This is a genomic window from Pseudoalteromonas sp. S2893, from assembly GCF_005887105.1.
GTDB lineage: Bacteria > Pseudomonadota > Gammaproteobacteria > Enterobacterales > Alteromonadaceae > Pseudoalteromonas > Pseudoalteromonas atlantica.
Genome location: NZ_PNCY01000031.1, coordinates 20,927 through 40,674, shown reverse-complemented (window position 1 = coordinate 40,674; position 19,748 = coordinate 20,927). Strand labels below are relative to the sequence as shown.

General features: G+C 40.6%; 18 protein-coding genes. 11 read left to right on the top strand and 7 right to left on the bottom strand.

The genetic code is table 11. The features are described 5' to 3' along the window. Positions 1–4: 4 nt before the first annotated feature. The 3 genes from bcsE (at position 5) to tyrR (ending at position 5,143) form a co-directional block, all read left to right on the top strand. Positions 5–1,627 (top strand): cellulose biosynthesis protein BcsE, encoded by a 1,623-nt coding sequence (bcsE, locus tag CWC04_RS14975; RefSeq protein ID WP_138685805.1) that lies wholly within the window; start codon positions 5–7, stop codon positions 1,625–1,627. Positions 1,628–1,796: 169 nt separating this feature from the next. Further along, positions 1,797–3,377 carry a cellulose biosynthesis protein BcsG gene (bcsG, locus tag CWC04_RS14970; RefSeq protein WP_138685804.1) on the top strand — a complete coding sequence of 527 codons (1,581 nt, stop codon included), beginning with the start codon at positions 1,797–1,799 and terminating at the stop codon, positions 3,375–3,377. Between the two features lie 209 nt (positions 3,378–3,586). Beyond that, positions 3,587–5,143, top strand: coding sequence for a transcriptional regulator TyrR (gene tyrR, locus CWC04_RS14965; RefSeq protein ID WP_004588344.1), 1,557 nt, complete (start codon positions 3,587–3,589; stop codon positions 5,141–5,143). A gap of 18 nt (positions 5,144–5,161) precedes the next feature. Here tyrR and CWC04_RS14960 read toward each other — a convergent pair whose 3' ends face one another. After that, a complete protein-coding gene (locus tag CWC04_RS14960; RefSeq protein WP_138685803.1) occupies positions 5,162–5,656 on the bottom strand; it encodes a hypothetical protein in 495 nt (164 codons plus the stop codon). Positions 5,657–5,759: 103 nt separating this feature from the next. Here CWC04_RS14960 and CWC04_RS14955 point away from each other — a divergent pair, with 103 nt between their 5' ends. Then, a complete protein-coding gene (locus CWC04_RS14955; protein ID WP_004588346.1) occupies positions 5,760–6,296 on the top strand; it encodes a thioesterase family protein in 537 nt (178 codons plus the stop codon). 60 nt (positions 6,297–6,356) lie between these two features. Here the strand turns inward: CWC04_RS14955 and CWC04_RS14950 are convergent, their stop codons facing one another. Continuing rightward, entirely contained in the window at positions 6,357–7,010 is a 654-nt protein-coding gene (locus tag CWC04_RS14950; RefSeq protein ID WP_138685802.1) for an OmpW/AlkL family protein, read from the bottom strand. A gap of 261 nt (positions 7,011–7,271) precedes the next feature. On the opposite strand from CWC04_RS14950, the gene dapE reads away from it, so the two are divergent. After that, positions 7,272–8,456, top strand: coding sequence for a succinyl-diaminopimelate desuccinylase (dapE, locus tag CWC04_RS14945; RefSeq protein ID WP_138685801.1), 1,185 nt, complete (start codon positions 7,272–7,274; stop codon positions 8,454–8,456). 51 nt (positions 8,457–8,507) lie between these two features. Here dapE and olsF read toward each other — a convergent pair whose 3' ends face one another. After that, positions 8,508–10,214 carry a bifunctional ornithine lipid synthase OlsF gene (gene olsF / locus CWC04_RS14940; protein ID WP_029774118.1) on the bottom strand — a complete coding sequence of 569 codons (1,707 nt, stop codon included), beginning with the start codon at positions 10,212–10,214 and terminating at the stop codon, positions 8,508–8,510. Between the two features lie 162 nt (positions 10,215–10,376). Between olsF and CWC04_RS14935 the strand changes: the two genes are divergently transcribed. Then, complete coding sequence (locus CWC04_RS14935) at positions 10,377–11,297, top strand: 2-hydroxyacid dehydrogenase (protein WP_126007805.1); 921 nt, start codon at positions 10,377–10,379, stop codon at positions 11,295–11,297. A gap of 96 nt (positions 11,298–11,393) precedes the next feature. Further along, a complete protein-coding gene (locus CWC04_RS19695; RefSeq protein ID WP_024032281.1) occupies positions 11,394–11,534 on the top strand; it encodes a hypothetical protein in 141 nt (46 codons plus the stop codon). Positions 11,535–11,682: 148 nt separating this feature from the next. On the opposite strand, the gene smrA is transcribed toward CWC04_RS19695, so the two are convergent. The 3 genes from smrA to CWC04_RS14920 all read right to left on the bottom strand — a co-directional run bounded on the left by smrA (position 11,683) and on the right by CWC04_RS14920 (position 13,183). Further along, positions 11,683–12,264, bottom strand: a complete 582-nt coding sequence (smrA, locus tag CWC04_RS14930; protein ID WP_024032280.1) for a DNA endonuclease SmrA — start codon at positions 12,262–12,264, stop codon at positions 11,683–11,685. Between the two features lie 129 nt (positions 12,265–12,393). Next, entirely contained in the window at positions 12,394–12,639 is a 246-nt protein-coding gene (locus CWC04_RS19865) for a hypothetical protein (RefSeq protein ID WP_083901815.1), read from the bottom strand. Between the two features lie 106 nt (positions 12,640–12,745). Continuing rightward, positions 12,746–13,183, bottom strand: coding sequence for a hypothetical protein (locus CWC04_RS14920; RefSeq protein WP_138685800.1), 438 nt, complete (start codon positions 13,181–13,183; stop codon positions 12,746–12,748). A gap of 102 nt (positions 13,184–13,285) precedes the next feature. On the opposite strand from CWC04_RS14920, the gene CWC04_RS14915 reads away from it, so the two are divergent. Beyond that, the gene (locus CWC04_RS14915; protein ID WP_004588354.1) at positions 13,286–13,669 is read left to right on the top strand and encodes a response regulator; all 384 of its coding nucleotides are present in this window, start codon (positions 13,286–13,288) and stop codon (positions 13,667–13,669) included. A gap of 111 nt (positions 13,670–13,780) precedes the next feature. Here CWC04_RS14915 and rpsT read toward each other — a convergent pair whose 3' ends face one another. Continuing rightward, entirely contained in the window at positions 13,781–14,041 is a 261-nt protein-coding gene (rpsT, locus tag CWC04_RS14910; protein ID WP_004588355.1) for a 30S ribosomal protein S20, read from the bottom strand. Between the two features lie 294 nt (positions 14,042–14,335). On the opposite strand from rpsT, the gene murJ reads away from it, so the two are divergent. The 3 genes from murJ to ileS all read left to right on the top strand — a co-directional run bounded on the left by murJ (position 14,336) and on the right by ileS (position 19,743). After that, entirely contained in the window at positions 14,336–15,874 is a 1,539-nt protein-coding gene (gene murJ / locus CWC04_RS14905) for a murein biosynthesis integral membrane protein MurJ (RefSeq protein ID WP_417655527.1), read from the top strand. Between the two features lie 84 nt (positions 15,875–15,958). Continuing rightward, entirely contained in the window at positions 15,959–16,885 is a 927-nt protein-coding gene (ribF, locus tag CWC04_RS14900; protein ID WP_004588357.1) for a bifunctional riboflavin kinase/FAD synthetase, read from the top strand. A 29-nt stretch (positions 16,886–16,914) separates the two neighbouring features. Continuing rightward, the gene (gene ileS, locus CWC04_RS14895) at positions 16,915–19,743 is read left to right on the top strand and encodes an isoleucine--tRNA ligase (protein ID WP_054983029.1); all 2,829 of its coding nucleotides are present in this window, start codon (positions 16,915–16,917) and stop codon (positions 19,741–19,743) included. Positions 19,744–19,748 lie beyond the last annotated feature (5 nt).

Sequence of the window (19,748 nt, the reverse complement as noted above, 5' to 3'; positions counted from 1 at the left end):
TTCAGTGCAAAACTTTAACATTTCAGGCTTGCAGCCCTCTGCTGCAGAGCTAAAACCTGCATCGTTATATGCAATTTTAGCCCCTTTAGACAATTTTGCTACTGAACTGGCATTACATGCAATTAATAAACCCTCAGCCTCTGATATTTATATTGTTTCTTCTCAAATAGAAATATTTTTTGAAGGCCCTTTTAGCGATGCATTAAATTATGCATTTGGCCAACACAAAGTGCATCCGTTTAGGTTTTCGGCAGATACGCGGGATTGGCCAAAGCAACAAATAATTAACAACACCCTAAAAGAGCTAAATGCTTATAAACAGCTAAATAACGCATTGGTCATTGTTCACTTTAGTACGACTGATTTAGCCTCATTGGATCAAAAGCAACTGATTCAAAGTGTTCAGGCCTATAAAAAATTTAGTACACAATCAGGAGCGACCGTCTTATTTTTAGTTTCTGGCCCTGAGGTGACTAACTATCGCTTTTTATTAAGGCGGTTAAATTCGGACCTCGACGGGTTGGTATATGTTGAAAATGATTCAACAGTGCGCGTACTAGAGTACGATTATTGGCATCACAGTACAGGTATCATCGCCTCTGTACAGTATCCATTAATGATTGAAAATGGCTGCTTTAAAGTGCAGCAAAATAGTATTACGGAACAACAAACCTCAACATCGGGTGTATTTGCAGATGAAGACGACGTGTGGATTGTACAAGGAGCTATTCCTGAAGGGACCAAGCTTCCTGCAAAATATAAAATAATAAAAGACAACAATGCGCTTTTTTCTCAAGGCCCTAAATTAGAGGCGGCAACATTGGTATTTGCAGTTTCGCGCTATACCGATTTAGCCCTGCTTGCCAAGCAATGTTTTGAGCTGAGAAAAAACTGTGGTCGCTGGCTTAAATTAGTGATTCAGAACGTTGATGGGGTGATCCGCCATCAAGATGAATGCTTATTTTTGACCTTAGGTGTTAATCTTATTTTGTATAGTTTTTCAGAGCCTTCTAGGTTGCTCTCACAGGTGCAGTCAATTCAAGGGTTTCAATTTTCAAGACCGTTACCGCCTTCTATTGAACATGTACTTCAATTTACCGAAAATACCTTTTCTAAAGGTTACCTGCCTTTTATAGAATTTACCAAACAGGTAGAAGTTCACAGTGACTCAGCTGTAAATCTAGGGGTAAGCGGGGTGTTGGTTAAATTAGAGCTTTTGCCTCGGATTGATCCTATCCACCCATTGCATTTATTTCATATAAAGCGTGAGGGCGACGTATTCAGTTTGGTAGAAAACACCGTGTATTTGTATTTACATGCGTGTCGCGAAAATGATGTAAACAACGCGATAAAGCACTTGTTTAAATTAGAAACAAACGATTTTTTTGCGCAGCAAAATATTATTTCCGATCATTTTTATATTCAGCAAGAATGTAAACAGCTTAGGCGTTATTATGCGGACCAAGATATAACCGATTACTCTGCCCAATTAACAGAGAATGAAAGCTATAAATTTTCGCAAAAAATAGATCCAAGTGTTGCAGCTGATTTAGAAACACCAGAGTTTACTAAAAACGAGCGCGCAGATGCCGTGCCGTTCAAAATGGCCATAAAGAGTAACGTATGAGTATTAATCAATTATTGATTACAGCAATTTTAGCGATGCTAGTTGGCGTATTTTTATGTATGTCGGGGTCGTTGATACTGAAAAAAATAAAAAAATACTATGCTCAGCTTACGTTTAAACATGAAGTACTCGAACCTTACAAACCAAATAGAATAAAGAAGGGTAAATAGTGAAATTATCAGGCTTAGGGGTGTGGAACCTCTATTTTTTAGTTAAGTTTGCACTTTTTTATTATGGTGCAATCGACTTTGGCTTATTAGCAAATGCAGCGCTGGCTGCTTTTTTTGCTATTTCTTACACGCACCCTTTACTAAATAAAGCCAAACATTGGTTAGGCGCAGTAATGGCCATTGTTTTACTTTATAAAGATTCGTGGTTGCCCCCTATAGACCGTTTAACACGCCAAGCTGGTAACGTGCAAGACTTTAGCTTTGGCTACTTTTTAGAGCTCATGGCGCGGGTTATTAATGTTGATATGTTATTGGCACTGTTTGTTATTACTGTGTGCTTTTGGTATTGCTCACAGTGGATACGCTTTACCACCGTAACAATAGTTGGGCTTATGTTTGTAACTTGGCAGGGGACAAACAACGAGGATAATTTAATTACACAGCCTGTGGCGGCTAATAATGTTCAAACAGCAGCGCCTCGTGCACAAGCACAAGTGGTAACGCAAGAAGCAAAATCGCCTGATCAGCAATTAAAAGAGTTTTATCAGCAGCAAAGTTTGCTAGCAAGCCAATTCCCTCAGCAATATAATGGCGAGTTATTTGATGTCATAGTACTAAATATTTGCTCGATGGCCGTGGCTGATCTAGAGGCCATTGGCGTAAGCCTTGATGATTTATATAGCGATTTTGATGTGGTGTTTTCTGATTTTAATTCGGCTACTTCTTACTCTGGGCCTGCTGCAATTCGCCTGCTACGAGCAAGTTGTGGTCAAACAAGCCAAACTGCCTTATTTGAAAATGCGCCAGAGCAGTGTCACTTGTTTAAAAATTTAGAAAACTTAGGTTACAAAAGCAATGTGGTTATGAACCACGACGGCCACTTTGATGAGTTTAAAGGTTTGGTGAAAAAGTTTGGTAAAATAGATGAGCAGCCTTACGATATAACTAACTTACCTGTTGCTCAATACGGGTTTGACAACAAGCCTATTTATTCAGACGGGGCAGTACTAAACTCATGGTTAAATGAAAAAGGTGAAGACTGCGCGCCATGTGCTATGTATTACAACACCACCAGTTTGCATGATGGCAATCAACTAGCGAATCAAGCCCGCATGAGTAGCCTTGAAAGTTACCCAATTAGACATAAAAACTTATTTAACGATATTAACGGGTTTATTAAAAACCTAGAAAAACGTGGCCGTAATGTCATGCTGATGATAGTACCTGAACACGGCGCAGCATTAAAAGGCGATAAAGTGCAATTTGCTGGGCTTCGTGAGATACCAAGCCCAAGTATTGTATCTGTTCCGGTGGCGATTAAGTTTATTGGTAAAAATGTACAAAGTTATTCACAAACGCTTGTTAGCGAATCAACAAGTTACTTTGGTTTATCGGAGCTAATTAGTGGCGTGCTTAGCACAAACTTTTTTGCAGGTAATGGCAATATTGCCGACTTAGTTGATACGCTGCCTCGTGCACCTAAAGTAGCCGAAAACGCCGACACAATAATGATGTATGTTAATAAGCGCCCTTATATTCAATTAGATGGCGGAGACTGGACCCCATATCCGCAAAATTAATTGCGTATACGCACGACCCCTTTTAAAACGCAGCTTACACGCTGCGTTTTTTAGTTTTAAGCTGCACGTTATTACAGTTTGATGTTTATAGGCGTGAGTTTACAGCGATAAAGACGGTGGTTTGTCCAAATTTGTTTACAATTTACTGTATTGAATAACGGAGTTAGCGTATTATTCGGCTAATATAGTTTTTCCTTATTCGAGGATGTATGCGTCTAGATATTCATTGTGCCGACCGTGTAGGTATTGCCCAAGAGATCCTAAATATTTTAGTAAACTACGATGTTGACTTAAAAGGGATTGAGGTTGATTCGGTAAATTGCCGTATGTATGTAAGCTTTCCTGAAATTGAATTTGAGCAATTTCAAAAAATTATGCCTTCTATTCGTTTGATTGATGGCGTACATGATGTTCGCACAACCGCCTTTTTACCCTCTGAGCGAGAGCATAACGAATTAAATACACTGCTGCGTGCACTTCCCGATGGCGTTATCTCGATTGACGCAAAAGGGTGGGTACGTTTGTGTAACGACGCAGCCTGTAAAGACCTACAGTTGAGCGAAAAAGAAGTGGTAGGGGCCAATATTAATAACCTACTAAAAGGGTTTAACTTTACGCGTTGGTTAGAAGGCAAAGAAGTACTTGGACAAACAACCCGGGTAGATGTTGCCGGTGAAGACTTTATTGCCGATATTTTACCGATTGCCGTCCCGCAAGGTGGTGAAGGTGATGTGTTAGCTGGTGCGGTTATAAATATAAAATCGCAAAGCCGCCTTGGTCAGCAGGTCAGTGCCTTTAGACGTTACGGGCAAGAGAGCTTTGCAACAATTCACAACTTTAGTACTGCTATGCGCCGGGTAGTGCGCGAAGCACGCAAAATGTCGCAGCTAGAAGCACCCATTTTAATAACCGGAGAAACTGGCACAGGTAAAGAGCTCCTTGCTCGTGCGTGCCACTATGCCTCTAATCGTTCGGTTAAGCCGTTTATTGCACTTTCGTGCGCATCTTTGCCCGATGATGTGGCTGAATCTGAATTATTTGGTTACGCCGGATATGAAGAAAACACCGCACCTAAACGCGGGGTCCTAGAGCAAGCAGATGGCGGTACTGTGTTTTTAGATGAAGTCGGCGAAATGTCTACACAGCTACAAACAAAGCTGCTGCGCTTTTTACAAGACGGCACATTTAGAAAAGTGGGCGACGAAAACGAAGTAAAAGTAAACGTGCGTATAATTGCAGCCACACAAAAAGATTTACCCGCGATGGTGCAAGAGGGCGTATTTAGAGAAGACCTATACTATCGAATTAATGTACTCACATTAGAGATTGCACCACTGAGAGACCGTAAAGCTGATGTGGGCCCATTAGCCGAGCACTTTATTCAAAAGTACGCACAGCAAAACGGCCACGCAATTCCGCTTTTATCACAAGAGTGCTTACGCTTTTTACAAGAATACCCGTGGCCAGGTAATGTGCGCCAGCTAGAGAATGCAATTTATCGGGCGGTGTCGTTACTTGATGATAGCGAGCTACGTGTAGAGCATTTGCAATTGCCCACCTTTACCCATGATTTAGGCTATTTAGAATCAGACTTTGAAGGGTCGTTAGATCAAGCGGTAAAACGTTTTGAAGCAACCTTGCTACGTAAATTGTATCCGGCTTACCCAAGCTCAAGACAATTAGCTAAGCGTTTAGGGCTTAGCCACACTGCAGTGGCAAATAAACTACGAGATTACGGTATTAATCGCAAAACTGTTAAAGTTTAATAGCCGCTTTACTGGGCACTAGCTCTTAGTGCCCATGTTTTTAGTAACCCCATCAATGGCGATTGTTTCTATGCCATTTTCATCAAAATTAATCACTATGCTTGCGTTATTACGAGTAAAAAAGTAACTGCGGCCATTAAGCTCAATCACGTAATTGCCTTTTACGGGGTCTTTAAATTGCTGCTTTTTTAAACTGACAGTATGTTTACCTATTTGCCAATCAAACGCTTCAATAAAGCCATTATTAAACTCTTGTACCCACACTTGGCTATCGTCTTTAGCTAAAGTGATTGCCACCGAGTATGAGTTAGGTAATTGCGACATATTGTAGCTTTTGCTACCTATCGAAAATTTACCAAGCTGCTGCTGCCATGCAAAGCCAAAATTAAAGGTTTTTTCTATACCTGTTGGGTAAGTTACCGTGCCTGGGCCTTTAATAGTAAAATCGGCCAGTGCGCAGGTGCTAATGCATAATAAACTGGTTGTGAAAAGTGTCGCTAATTTATATTTCATACTATGACTTTTTTATATTTATAATTTGAGATTAAAACAGAACATTCGCCTTAACAAGTGGCTATGTTACACTGAGTTAACTTTATACTGGTAAGACCTTCTCGTGAACTTATATATTAGACTTCTTTTATTATTTTTTAAAATTAAGCGCAACCGCGACTACCAACAGTTACTTGATACTGTCGATATTGATTACAAAGCGCTACCAACAGACTGCGATATAAACCTGCATCTAACAAACTCGCGTTATTTGGCTATGATGGACTTGTCGCGCACTTGGATGATTGAGCGAATTGGTCTATTAAAACAAGTAATGAAGCGCCGTTGGTTTCCTATTGTTAATGCTACAGCCATAACTTATATTCGCGATATTAAACCTATGCAGCGTTATACCATTAGTACCAAGCTGGTGGGGTGGGATCATAAATATTTTTACATTGAACAAAAGTTTCATTCTGCGCGTGGCCTGCACGCTATAGCGTATGTGCGCGGTGTGTTTAAAAACAAAAAAGGCATTGTGAGTATTGAAGAAATGCTTGAAGTAGCCGAGTTTGATGGTGTTGCGCCTATTTTGCCAAGTGAAATTATGCACTGGAAAGAAATGCTTGAGCAAAAAAAGGTGAATAACCTTCCTAAATAATTTTCATAAAATAAGGCCTTTCGGCCTTAAACACATAGAACATAGGCGCTGCAAACTTAATTAAAAGCTGTACCTTACACCAAACATGGCAACGACAGGGTCAAGCTCAACGGTTGATGTAAGGGCTTTTGCACCGTTTGCATACACTGTGGCATCGGTATCTATGTCAATCATTGATACCATGGCATGTAGCCCCCAATGTTGATCGATTTTATAGTTAGCGCCTACTTGTGCAATAAAGCCAAACGAATCATCGAGTTTTACTTCAACATCATCAGTGCCTAGGGTTGCTTTTAGCGCTTGAGAAGGCTGCTCGTCAAAAAAGGTGGTGTAATTTAACCCTAAACCAATAAACGGGCGTAGCGCGTAACTTGTATCTAAAAAGTGGTATTGCGCAACCAATGATGGCGGAAGCTGTTTGATGTCGGCAATTTTATTGCCAGCTAACCCACCCGCGCCATTTACATCGTGCGAAAACGGCGTAGCGGCAATAAGCTCTACCACCCACTTATCGTTAAATGCATAATCGATTGTAATACCTAGCTGCGTGTCAGAGTCGCCTTTAAGACCCAGGGTTGGCGCTTCGTTAATTGCCGAGCTGCTGTTATCTGGATTTACATTAATAGCGCCAACATTAACGCTAAGGTTAGCGTGCGCTGCAGGGGTAATAGCAAGTAAAGAGGTAAGTAATGCAATGCTGATTTGGGTTTTCATGTTGTGCTCCAATAACTACTTTTTGATTGACGCTATTATTACAATCTCCGAGCGTTGAAAACCTGTTCTAGATCAAAGTTTCAAAAATGTTTGAAGTATGTGAACCCTTTTCTTGATTTAGATTAAAGTCAGTGCAAAAAGTATTTTAATTAATTGACACAGTTATATATTTAACGGTCATCGCACTGTATTAACTTTGCCATTATTTGGTCATATTCTCGCGCTTTAATAATCTCTCTTATGGTTATTGAGTGTGTTGTTATGTCTGTTGCAAAAGTATCGCAAAACAGTGTAAGTGAGCCTTTAAGCGCGGTGGTAAAAAATACGCAAACGCTTATTAGGTTTGAGTCTGTAACGCCTAACCAAGGCGGTGCCATAGATTGGCTTAGCAATGAGTTAACTGCGCTTGGTTTTAACTGTGAGCAGTTTATTTGTGAAGGCGTTACCAATTTAATTGCCTACGTTAGTTTTGAGCAAGAAGGACCTTGTGTTGCGTTTTCTGGGCATATTGATGTTGTGCCCGCAGAGTCGGGCAACTGGCTAAGCCCGCCTTTTGCCGGCAATATTATTAATAATGCCGTGTATGGTCGCGGCGCTGCCGATATGAAAGGCGGCGTGGCGGCTATGCTTGGTGCTACTAAGGCACTATTAAAAGAGACTAAAAGTAAAAAAGGGCGTTTTTACTGGCTTATTACCTCCGATGAGGAAGGAGAGGCCGTATTTGGCTCAGAGGTAATAGCCGCGCGTTTAGCAAAAAATAATATACAGCTTGATGGCTGTATTGTTGGTGAGCCGACAAGCTCTACACACGTAGGCGATACAATTAAAAATGGTCGCCGAGGCGCTATTTCTTCTCGTATAAAAGTTCACGGCAAGGCCGGACATGTTGCCTACCCACAGAACACTATAAATGCTGCGCATATTGCGGGTAATATTGTAAATTGTTTAAGTAATTTAACATGGCCTGACGATGAGCCAAGCTCTAAAACCACCTTGCAAGTGACCGGCATTAATATAAATAATGTTGTTGATAATTTAGTGCCTAGTGAATGCGAAATTACCTTTAATGTGCGATATAGCCATGGTTATACAAGCAATGCAATAAAGCACTGTATATCAGCGGCGCTGAGTGAATACGCCCAGCACCTTGAGGTTGAATGGGAGCGAGCGTGTGAGCCCTATTATACGGCACCAACAAACGGGTGGAGTTTATTGCAGCAGTTAGAGCACACCATTTATGCGCAAACAGGGAGTTACCCCATGTTAAGTACCAGTGGCGGTACTTCTGATGGCCGATTTTTTGCAAACCAGCATACCCAAGTTATTGAGTGCGGTGTTAAAAATAGTACCATTCATCAGGTAAACGAGCATGTTCCGGTTGACGATTTACTTAAAATTGAGGCCATTTACACAGACTTATTAGCGCGAATTTTTAGCCATAAATAGTAATCGCCTAATAAAAATAAACAGCGAGAATCACCTCGCTGCTTTATTTGACTAGCCTAAATAGCGCTTGGCTTTATTTTCTTTTACGTTTTGTAAATCTACCAGCACTAACCCATCAATACAGTTGTTAAAGTCGGGGTCGATACTAAAGCTTAAAAACTTTACGCCGCCAGGCTTACACAGCTCAGTATATTGCTTAAATAGCGTAGGAACTTGTGCCCCCATATTGGCCAGTACATGTTTTAATTCTACAAAGTCTTCTTTTACATCGTTGCCACTAAAAACAGTTTTACACTGAGTGAGTTGTTGCTCGCTTAATTTAAACTCGTTATTGGGGGTGGCGAGGTGTTGCTCTGATTTATAATAATGTTGATAGTAATGCACGAGCATGGCTTTTGCTTGTTCAGGCAAGGCGTTAGAAACGCTCACCGCGCCAAATAAGTAACGATATTGCGGGTAGTTTTTAATAAATGCGCCAATACCATACCATAAGTAGTCTAAGCTTTTACGCCCCCAATATTTAGGTTGCACAAAGCTGCGGCCAAGTTCTATACCTTGCTCTAAATACGGTTTCATTGCTTGTGTGTAACTAAATAAACTATCGGTGTATAAGCCTTCTCGGCCATGTTTCTCTATTATTTCCTTTGCACAAGCAAGGCGATATGCCCCCACTAATTCTAGCTGCGTAGGATCCCATAGCACTAAGTGTTGGTAATCCATATCATATTTGTCGATGTCGCGGCGTTTTCCGCTGCCTTCACCTACCGCTCTAAAGGCAATTTCTCTCAGTCGTCCAAGCTCTCTAAACACTGGTGAGCTGCCAGTGTACTGATATAAATGAATATGCATGCCATCTTGTGTTTTGCCTAATAACTGACAACTCTCTATGGCTTTTTTTAGCTCTTTGCGGCACTCGGGTATAGCAATAGGGGTTTGGGTTTTAAGGGGAAGGGGCTTTTTAGTGGTAAGGCGATAAAGTTGTTTGCGAATGAGATTAACGATTTCTTTATCTTTTAAGTTTTCGATTAAATATGACTCAGGTGGAATGGAAGCACCAATTTCAAACTCTAATGACTTTTGTCGCTGCTTAAACATTTCTTTTACTAATAATAAGCTCGCAAGTGGTTTGTAAATCATTGAGGTGCCATAAAAAAGCGGGCTGTTTTTAGCTTTTATATAAATAGGTAAAATAGGGCTGTTTGCTTTTTTAGCCATGCGTAAAAAGCCACTGTTCCACTTGCAATCTTTAATACCGGTAGGGCTTAAACGTGAGACCTCTCCCGCAGGAAAAATAAGTAACGCACCTTCATCTTTTAAGTGTTTTTGTATATTACTTAATTCTTGTTTTTTACTGGTTCCCGATAAATTATCCACTGGCAACAGCAATGAATGCATAGGGGTGACCGACATTAGCATGCGATTGGCAACCACTTTTAAATCTTGCCTAACGCTGGAAAGTACTTTTATCAGCGCAAGTGCGTCGAGCGAGCCAATGGGGTGGTTAGCCACAATAACTAACTTACCTTCGCTGGGTATGTTTTCAATTTGTTTTGGTTTGTAGCGGGTATCAAAGTCAAGCTCATCAAGCACTTGTTCAACAAACTCTAGCCCTTGTAAATGGGGGTAAGCATCGCCAAAGGCGACAAATTCTTGTTCATGTAATAAGTAGCCTAGCCCCTTTTTAACTAAACCTTTTACTTTAGGGGAGTTCTCTAATTGTGGTAAGTTTGCTGCTATTACTTTATCAACGCTTATCATATTAACCTCATTTACAATTTGGCCTATTCGCCATCCTGTTTAGAGTAAAAAAAGGGTGTGACATTTACTTTGCAGTTGTGTGACTTTTTAAAGAGCACATAACGAGCTGCTCAGTTGTTTATTAGTGTAGATAAAATTTATTCAATAAAATTAGGAGCTTCTATGTCGGTATTAGTAGCCATTACCGGGCGAGATAATACAAAGCTAATTGCAAAGCTAAAAGAGCTATTACCCAATGAAGAAATAATGCAATGGCCAGAGTGTAAAAAGCTCAACAATGTAGAGTTTGTATTAGCCTGGAATGCACCAGATAATTTGTGGCAGCAATTACCTAACTTAAAAGCGGTGTCATCGTTTGGGGCGGGTGTAGATAGTATTAATATGTCTTTATTGCCTAAAGAGGTAGACGTGGTTCGCATTGTTGATACTGAGCTTGCTCAAGATATGGCAGAGTACGTGCTAGGCCATTTACTTGCGCACAAGCTGCGTTTAAAAGAGTATTTTGTCAAGCAATCACAATGCAATTATAAACCTAAGCGTGCATATAAATATAATCACGTGGGTATTTTAGGGTTTGGTGAGCTAGGTAAAGCGTGCGCCAAAAAACTAACCCTGAATGGCTTTACGGTAAGCGCTTGGTCAAAAACTGAAAAAAGCGATGAGCAGGTGCATCTATATTCTCAGCTGCAAGGCCTTAATGAAATGCTGCCTACAATTGACTACTTGGTATGCCTACTGCCGCTAACTAAAGATACTAAGGGTATTATTAATGCTGATTTATTAGCTAAGTTACCGGCCCATGCCTGTGTAATTAACGTTGCCAGAGGTGAGCACCTAGTAGAGCAAGATTTAATAAACGCACTTAACAGTGAAATGTTAAGGGCTGCCACGCTCGATGTATTTACCCAAGAGCCGCTACCGCACGACCACCCATTTTGGCATAACGCTAAAATAACGATTACACCACACTGCGCCGCGTTATCTGATTTAAATAGCGTAACAGCGCAAATTGCAGAAAATATTAATCGCCTAAAAAGCGGCCTTACATTAAATAATCGGGTTAATAGAACAAAAGGTTATTGATAGATAGCAAAACAGTTTAACAAACAGCTTGTTAACATTTGTAATTTTAATTATTGTGAAGTTTAGTCACTAAAATAAAAATAATAAGAGTAACGTATGAAATCAAGTCAAGGCGGAGTAAAACTAAGTTTAGTAGTGGTTTCTATTATAGTGCTAGGCGTGTCTGCTTGGTTTAACCAAGCAAGTGCCGATCAAGTGCCACAAAGCAAAAGTTCACAAACTTCACAAAGTGAATAAGTGCATTTGCAGGCAAATTATAAAAAGGGGGCTCTGTTAATTTGTTTTTGGCCTAATAAAGCCAGATCATTAAAGAGTACCCACCTTTCATTAGGACATTCAATTACTAAAGTGCGCTTCGTTACTGGTATTTAGTAAAATAAGTTAATTAGTACCGTTTAGCATGGATCTCTCGGTTTTCATGCTTTTTCTCATCACTTTTTTTAAGCAACACATACGTTGCGCCACTGCCACCATGGTGCTTTAAAGCGGTATGATACGCTAATACCGCGGGTAGAGCCTGTAGCCACTTATTAACATAGCTCTTTAGTATACCGGGCTTAGCTTTATTTTTTATACCAATGCCATGGCGAACTAATACAACGCGAATGTTTCGCTGGTGGCAATCAGTAATAAAGTTAAATAATGTTGTGCGTGCGTTTTTAAGTAATTGGCCATGCAAATCTAATGTGGCATCAACTTGGTATTTAGCTAAGCGTAAGTTTTTAAATACTGCGCTTTGTACGCCATCTTTTTTAAAACTGAGTAATGCATGCGGGTCTAAAAGCTCTACATGCTCAGATTGTAAGTAATTTTCGTCATTCGCAAGGCTAAGCTCGGCAGCTTTGCGTTTTTCTTGTTGGGCAAGAGTGGCACTGGGATTACTTGCAAGGGGAGTTACAGTATCGTGGTTTATAGGTTTTACATCTTCCATAGAAGATAAAAATAAATCGAAATCAGATAAAGACATAGTAAGACCTAAATGAGGATTAATACGAGATAAATTTTATCTTAGTTCAATCTGTTCCCCAAGCCTTTTAATTTTTTCAAATAAAAAAGCCCAGCAAGGCTGGGCGATAAAATATTCTAAGGGGAAATGTTAACTCTGCGTTACATTAAATTGTCCAAACGTATACACTTTGAACAAGTAAAATGTATTGATCAACACTAAACTCATATTCGAAATAACACTCGACGACATTAAATCCAAGCTAAAAGACAAAAATAACAGACCACATGCACTGATCGCTGCAACACGCAGTATTGTTATGTGGTTAATAAAGAATGCACCTAAACCTAGTGCAAGTAATACAGTGTTTAAAAGCCAATCTAGCTCGTTTAGCATGGTCGTTTCAATAGTTCAGTTGTTGAAAAAAGGAGCGCCATTATGTTGATCTTTTGCACACCTTTCAACCAAGTAATTTTAAATTTTCAGATTAGTTTTTTTAATGCTAAATATAGCTAGCTAGTGCTGCAAAAAAGCCATTATTTTTTATTAGTTGGTACTTTTGACAGCTTTGCGGCGTCTTCATATCTGCGCATAAATAAAGGGCATTGCGCTTCTCGTCTAGCTGCGGGTGTAAGTTTGAATCAAGTAATGTACGGCCATACCCAAAGACCCCAGGCCAATAAATACTTTCGCTCACTAACCCTAATTTTTTATAGGTGAGCAAAGTTGGTTTTGGAAAAATAATGGCTACAGCAAAAATGATAGCCAGCGTAATAAGTAACCCTTTTTTAGACTTTACAGGCTGCTCCGCTGGGGTTGATGTTGGGTTAGCTGAAGATTGCGGTGCTGTTTGCGGCCTATTGCGGGGCTTTTTTACAGGGTTTTTTCTTTTTTGTGGTGTTTTACCAAGCAATGATTGTTTTTTTGTGTTGTTTGACATAAAGCAAATCTGGCCTTTTGAGCGTAGGTCTCTATAATAAAATGATTAAATATCTAGTTATATAATAACTTATACAATGCTTTTAGCCTACGAGGAAGATACATGGATACGCAGCTATCAATTTTAATAGTAGATGATGTTAGCACAGTGCGTAGTTTTTTGAGCCAAACGCTCATGCACTTAGGAATAGAAAACGTTAAAGAGGCTTCAACGGCTAAACAATGCATTAGCGAATGCCAAGCGGCTAATTACAATATGATTTTTTTAGATATTGAACTGCCTGACGGCGATGGAAAAGAGTTAATCGCGCAAATTAATGATATTAACCCTGAAACTAATGTGGTGATGGTGTCGGCCCATTCAGCAGTAGAAAATGTTAAAGAAGCCATCGATAAAGGTGCTAAGGGGTTTGTAGTTAAGCCATTTACGCCTAAAAAAATTGCGGCCATGTTGAAAAAGTTTTATCCCGATTTGGAAAATGTTTAACCAGCTTTAATAGTAATGCGTTAAATCAGCTTAAAGTTTAGTGGATTGCTAAATACCAAATTTTAGATATAAAAAAACCGGCCTAGGCCGGTTTTTTAATCATAAAACAAATTATAGCGCTTTAATTTTAGCTGCTAAACGGCTCTTATGACGAGCTGCTTTGTTTTTATGAATTAGACCCTTAGTTGCGTAACGGTCTAGGATAGGTGTAGCAACAGAGAAAGCTTGCTGTGCAGCTTCTTTATCGCCAGCTTCAATAGCAGCGGTTACTTTTTTGAAGTAAGTACGCATCATTGAACGACGGCTTGCGTTGTGCTGACGGTTTTTTTCGCTAGTGATAGCGCGTTTTTTTGCAGACTTGATGTTAGCCAAGGTTTGCTCCTAACAATCTTAAATAAAGCTTAAATTAAAGGCCGTGGAATATGCCTGTTTTTATCATGAATGTCAATTTAAATTTAACAACTCAAGAAAAACTGCTCCTTATAACGAACATCAATTTGCCGCTTTAGCAGTTAATATCGCTATTGTAACAAAGCACAGACGCCCAGCCTAGTGCTTTAAAGCGATTTATAAAAAAGACTGTGGCATAATTGCGCTAACTAAAGGTTTTTAAGTAGGTTTAAGGTGTCAAAAGGATTATTTCGCTCCGGTATGATTGTAAGTTGTATGACAATGATATCGCGTATTTTAGGGTTAGTACGAGACGCTGTCGTTGCAAACTTATTAGGTGCTAGTGCAGCTGCTGATGTTTTTTTGTTTGCTAACCGTATTCCCAATTTTTTACGCCGTCTATTTGCAGAGGGGGCCTTTGCTCAGGCATTTGTGCCTGTACTTAGCGAAATTAAAGAACACCATGGCGATGATAAAGTTAAGTTATTTGTAGCACAGGCTGCCGGTACGCTGGGCACTATTTTGCTTTGTGTGACTATTTTTGGCGTTATTGCCTCGCCTGTTATTGCCGCGTTATTTGGTACTGGCTGGTTTATAGATTGGTGGCAAGGTGGCCCCAATGCAGAAAAGTTTGTGCTGGCAAGCTCATTATTAAAGTTAACCTTTCCGTATTTGTTATTTGTTAGTTTGGTAGCACTTAGCGGTGCGGTAATGAATGTGTATAACCGCTTTGCAGTGGCTGCTTTTACGCCCGTATTACTTAATGTTTCAATTATTACCTGCGCCATTTTATTGCACGACAAATTTAGCGTGGGGGCGTATGCGTTAGCTATTGGTGTATTTGTGGGCGGAGTGGTGCAATTGTTGTTTCAGTTACCATTTTTATACCGAGCAAAAATGCTGGCACGTCCTCGCTGGGCGTGGCAAGACGAGAACGTTAAAAAAGTGCGTAAGCTTATGCTACCGGCATTATTTGGTGTTTCAATAAGCCAAATTAACCTCCTGCTCGACACCATGATTGCCTCGCTATTAATGACGGGCTCTATCGCATGGCTTTATTACTCAGATAGGTTAATTGAGTTTCCACTTGGTTTATTTGGTATTGGTATTGCCACCGTTATTTTACCCGCACTTTCTAAATTACATAGCAGTAAAAAGCTCAGTGATTTTCAGCATACGTTAGATTGGGGGGTGCGTTTTGTGATTTTTTTAGGCATACCCGCCATGGTTGGTTTAATGATTATAAGCCCGCTTATCATTACTGTGTTATTTGATCACGGCGCATTTAAAGACGCTGATGTTGATCATGTTAAAGCGGTAAGCTTAGGGGTGGTTGCCTACTCGGTAGGGTTAGTTAGCTTTATGCTTATTAAAGTGCTAGCGCCGGGTTTTTACTCGCGCCAAGATACCAAAACACCTGTGCGCATTGGTATTATTACGCTGGTGCTTAATATGGTATTTAATATTATGTTAGCCCCGTTTATAGGATATTTAGGGCTTGCTTTAGCAACGTCTATGTCGGCCAGCTGCAATGCTTTTTTACTTTACAGGCAACTTAAAAAAGAAAACGTGTATCAGTTTTCTGCAATGAGCCTGCGCTTTAGCGTAAAGTGCATAGTGGCAAGCTTGGTAATGGGTGCTCTAACGTGGTACGTCAGCAGCCGTTATTATTGGGCTACATGGCACTTTTCTGAGCAAGTAATGTTGTTAATTGCATTGCTAGTAATTGCCGCAATAAGTTACTTTGCGGTGCTGTTTTTACTTGGTGTAAGACTAAATACGATAAAAAGTGTAGCAACTACTGAATCAAACTAAAAAAAAGATTATAATCGGCAGCCCTGTGGTTTTGAACGATTTTAAAGTCGTTAATAATACTCGCTGAAAAAGGCATTAGGTGGCATGGAGTTAATTAGAGGTATACACAATATTCGAGCGCAACATTATGGTTGTGTGTTGACTATTGGTAATTTTGACGGTGTGCATTTAGGCCATGGCGAAGTGTTAAAAGGGCTGTTAGCGGATGCCAAAGCACATAACTTACCCAGTACTGTGATGTTATTTGAGCCGCAGCCGCAAGAGTTTTTTGCTAAAAACAATGCGCCAGCTCGACTTACTCGGTTACGCGACAAACTCAGATTACTAAGTAACTTAGGTATTGAGCGGGTTATTTGTATTAGCTTTAACCAACAATTTGCCAATATGCATGCTGAGCAATTTGTTAGTGATATTTTAATTAAAAAGCTAGGCGTTAAAGCACTCACAGTAGGTGATGATTTTAAATTTGGTAAACAGCGCCAAGGGAATTTTAATTTACTGCTCAGCATGGGCAAACAAGCGGGCATGGATGTAAAAAGCACCGCGAGTTTTCGCCAATTAAATGCTAGAGTAAGCAGCACACTAATACGTGAAGCATTAGCCGCAGGCGACTTAGAAAATGCTAAGTTAATGCTAGGGCATAATTATGCTATTTCAGGGCGTGTAATACATGGTTGGAAAAGAGGGCGAGAGCTTGGTTTTCGAACTGCAAATATAGCGCTTAAACGCCAAGTTTGCCCTGTAAATGGGGTGTTTGCCGTAAAAGCAAACATTGCTGGAAAACACGTTTATGGGGTAGCCAATATTGGTAACAAGCCCACTTTTAATGGAACTCGTGCTTTGTTAGAAGTTCATCTTTTTGATTTTGCACAAGATATATATGGACAGTTTATGCACGTGGAGTTAATAAAAAAACTTCGCGATGAGAAAAAATTCGAGACATTAACACAGTTAACGGCACAAATTGCAACCGATGTTGCCGCCGCAAAACAGTGTTTTGGTTTAAATTAGGTAGCCGATAGATACGGAAAGTAGGATTAATGAGCGACTACAAACATACTTTGAATTTACCGGAAACACAGTTTCCAATGCGTGGCAATTTGGCACAACGTGAACCAAAAATGCTTAAAGCATGGTATGAAGACGACCTGTACGGTCAAATTCGCAGCGCTAAAAAAGGTAAAAAGACCTTTATTTTGCATGACGGCCCTCCGTATGCAAACGGCGATATCCATTTAGGCCACTCAGTAAATAAAATTTTAAAAGACATAATTGTTAAGTCTAAAACTTTATCTGACTTTGATGCACCTTATGTGCCTGGTTGGGACTGTCATGGTTTGCCAATTGAGTTAATGGTTGAGAAAAAAGTAGGCAAGCCAGGCGTTAAAGTAACCGCGAGCGAGTTTCGTGAAAAATGCCGTGCTTACGCTAAAAAGCAAGTTGAAGGTCAAAAAGTAGACTTTAAACGTTTAGGTGTGTTTGGCGATTGGGACAAACCTTACTTAACAATGAACTATGACTTTGAAGCAAACGCTATTCGCGTGCTAGGTCGTATTATTAAAAATGGCCACCTTCATAAAGGTGCAAAGCCTGTGCATTGGTGTACAGACTGTGGTTCTGCATTAGCAGAGGCCGAAGTAGAGTACCAAGATAAGCAATCTCCAGCGATTGACGTACGTTTTACATTTGCAGATCAAGACGCGGTTGTTAATGCCTTTGATTTAGCCGATGGCCATAAAGGCCAAGGCAGTGTAGGTACTGTTATTTGGACTACAACGCCGTGGACCTTACCCGCAAACCGTGCGGTAGCAGTGCATGCAGATTTAGAGTACGCCTTAGTACAAGTAGATGATGAAGGCTCACAGCAACGTTTAATTTTAGGCTCAGAGCTTGTTAAAGATGCAATGGACCGTTATGGCTTTAATCATTTCCACGTACTAGGTTATGTTAAAGGTGCAGCACTTGAAAACTTACACGTTGCTCACCCATTTTACGATTTTGATGTACCGGTAATTGTAGCAGACCACGTAACTACTGACTCAGGTACGGGTGTGGTACATACCGCGCCAGGCCATGGTCAAGAAGATTTCGCGGCAGGCTTAAATTACAATCTTGAAGTAGCAAACCCTGTAGGCGCGAATGGCGTTTACCTACCTGATACAGAATTATTTGCTGGTCAGCATGTATTTAAAGCAAATGCCAGTGTAATTGACGTACTAACAGAGCGCGGTGCTTTAATGCATCATCATGCGCTTACGCATAGCTACCCGCATTGTTGGCGCCACAAAACACCTATTATTTTCCGTGCTACACCGCAGTGGTTTGTAAGCATGGATCAGGCTAACTTACGTCAAGACTCGTTAAGCGAAATTAAAAACACCCAATGGTTGCCAGAGTGGGGCGAAAGCCGCATTGCGAACATGGTTGAAGGTCGCCCAGATTGGTGTATTTCACGCCAACGTACTTGGGGTGTGCCAATTGCTTTATTTGTTGATAAAGACACTGGTGCTTTACACCCAAATACGCAAGCGCTTATTGAGCAAGCTGCAGAGCTGGTAGAAAAATCAGGCATTCAAGCATGGTATGACTTAGAGCCTGCCACCTTGTTAGGCGAAGAAGATGCCAAGCAATACATGAAAGTACAAGATACGTTAGATGTATGGTTTGATTCGGGCGTAACACATGCATGTGTTGTTGATGCACGAGAAGAGTTAGTTGGCCCAGCCGATTTATACCTAGAAGGTTCTGATCAGCACCGTGGTTGGTTTATGTCATCAATGATGACCTCAGTTGCTATTAACGGTCACGCACCTTACAAGCAAGTACTAACGCATGGCTTTACCGTAGATGAAAACGGCCGCAAAATGTCAAAGTCGTTAGGCAACGTTATTTCACCACAAAACGTGATGAATAAACTTGGCGCTGACATTTTACGTTTATGGGTAGCTTCTACCGATTACACCGCCGAAATGACGGTATCGGATGAAATATTTAAACGCTCTGCAGATCGCTACCGCCGTATTCGTAACACTAGCCGTTACTTGTTAGCTAACTTAAGTGGTTTTGATCCAAAAACAGACCAAGTTGCTGTTGATGATATGGTTGAGCTTGATAAGTGGATTGTTGGCCGTGCAGCCCAATTACAAGAAGAAATTTTAGCAGCTTACGATAGCTACCAAATGCTATTAGTAACGCAAAAGCTAATGAACTTCTGTACAGGTGAGCTTGGTTCGTTCTACTTAGATGTAATTAAAGACCGCCAGTACACAGCAAAAAGCGACAGTCATGCACGTCGTTCTTGTCAAACTGCGCTTTATCATATTGCTGAAGCAATGACTCGTTGGATGGCGCCAATTATGAGCTTTACAGCTCAAGAAATTTGGGAAGCATTACCGGGCGAGCGTAGCGATTACGTATTTACATCGGTATGGTACGACGGTTTACACGCACCGACAAACAGCCAATTTAGCAACGATGACTGGCAAGCGATTCTAAATGTACGTGACGAAGTAAACCGCGTACTAGAAGCAGCCCGTAAAGAAGAAGTGATTGGCGCAACGTTACAAGCAAGCGTTAACTTATACGCCGAAAAAGCACTGGCTGATAAGTTAGCAGCATTAGGTGATGAGCTACGTTTTGTATTACTAACGTCTGCGGTCACAGTATCTGCAGTGGATAGCCAGCCAAGTGATACACAAACAACTGAAATTGAAGGTTTGTACATCAGCGTAGCAGCCACAGATGCAACTAAATGTGAGCGTTGTTGGCATTACAGCGATGATGTAGGCTCAGAGCCTGCACACCCTGAAATTTGTGGTCGTTGTGTAAGCAATGTTGACGGCGAAGGTGAAAAGCGTCAATTCGCTTAGGAGCT

Excerpts from the sequence above, each read along its gene's own strand:
- tyrR (WP_004588344.1), top strand. The coding sequence starts at position 3,587 with ATGCGTCTAGATATTCATTGTGCCGACCGTGTAGGTATTGCCCAAGAG.
- CWC04_RS14960 (WP_138685803.1), bottom strand. The coding sequence starts at position 5,656 with ATGAAATATAAATTAGCGACACTTTTCACAACCAGTTTATTATGCATT.
- CWC04_RS14950 (WP_138685802.1), bottom strand. The coding sequence starts at position 7,010 with ATGAAAACCCAAATCAGCATTGCATTACTTACCTCTTTACTTGCTATT.
- dapE (WP_138685801.1), top strand. The coding sequence starts at position 7,272 with ATGTCTGTTGCAAAAGTATCGCAAAACAGTGTAAGTGAGCCTTTAAGC.
- olsF (WP_029774118.1), bottom strand. The coding sequence starts at position 10,214 with ATGATAAGCGTTGATAAAGTAATAGCAGCAAACTTACCACAATTAGAG.
- CWC04_RS14935 (WP_126007805.1), top strand. The coding sequence starts at position 10,377 with ATGTCGGTATTAGTAGCCATTACCGGGCGAGATAATACAAAGCTAATT.
- CWC04_RS19695 (WP_024032281.1), top strand. The coding sequence starts at position 11,394 with ATGAAATCAAGTCAAGGCGGAGTAAAACTAAGTTTAGTAGTGGTTTCT.
- smrA (WP_024032280.1), bottom strand. The coding sequence starts at position 12,264 with ATGTCTTTATCTGATTTCGATTTATTTTTATCTTCTATGGAAGATGTA.
- CWC04_RS19865 (WP_083901815.1), bottom strand. The coding sequence starts at position 12,639 with ATGCTAAACGAGCTAGATTGGCTTTTAAACACTGTATTACTTGCACTA.
- CWC04_RS14920 (WP_138685800.1), bottom strand. The coding sequence starts at position 13,183 with ATGTCAAACAACACAAAAAAACAATCATTGCTTGGTAAAACACCACAA.
- CWC04_RS14915 (WP_004588354.1), top strand. The coding sequence starts at position 13,286 with ATGGATACGCAGCTATCAATTTTAATAGTAGATGATGTTAGCACAGTG.
- murJ (WP_417655527.1), top strand. The coding sequence starts at position 14,336 with ATGACAATGATATCGCGTATTTTAGGGTTAGTACGAGACGCTGTCGTT.
- ribF (WP_004588357.1), top strand. The coding sequence starts at position 15,959 with ATGGAGTTAATTAGAGGTATACACAATATTCGAGCGCAACATTATGGT.
- ileS (WP_054983029.1), top strand. The coding sequence starts at position 16,915 with ATGAGCGACTACAAACATACTTTGAATTTACCGGAAACACAGTTTCCA.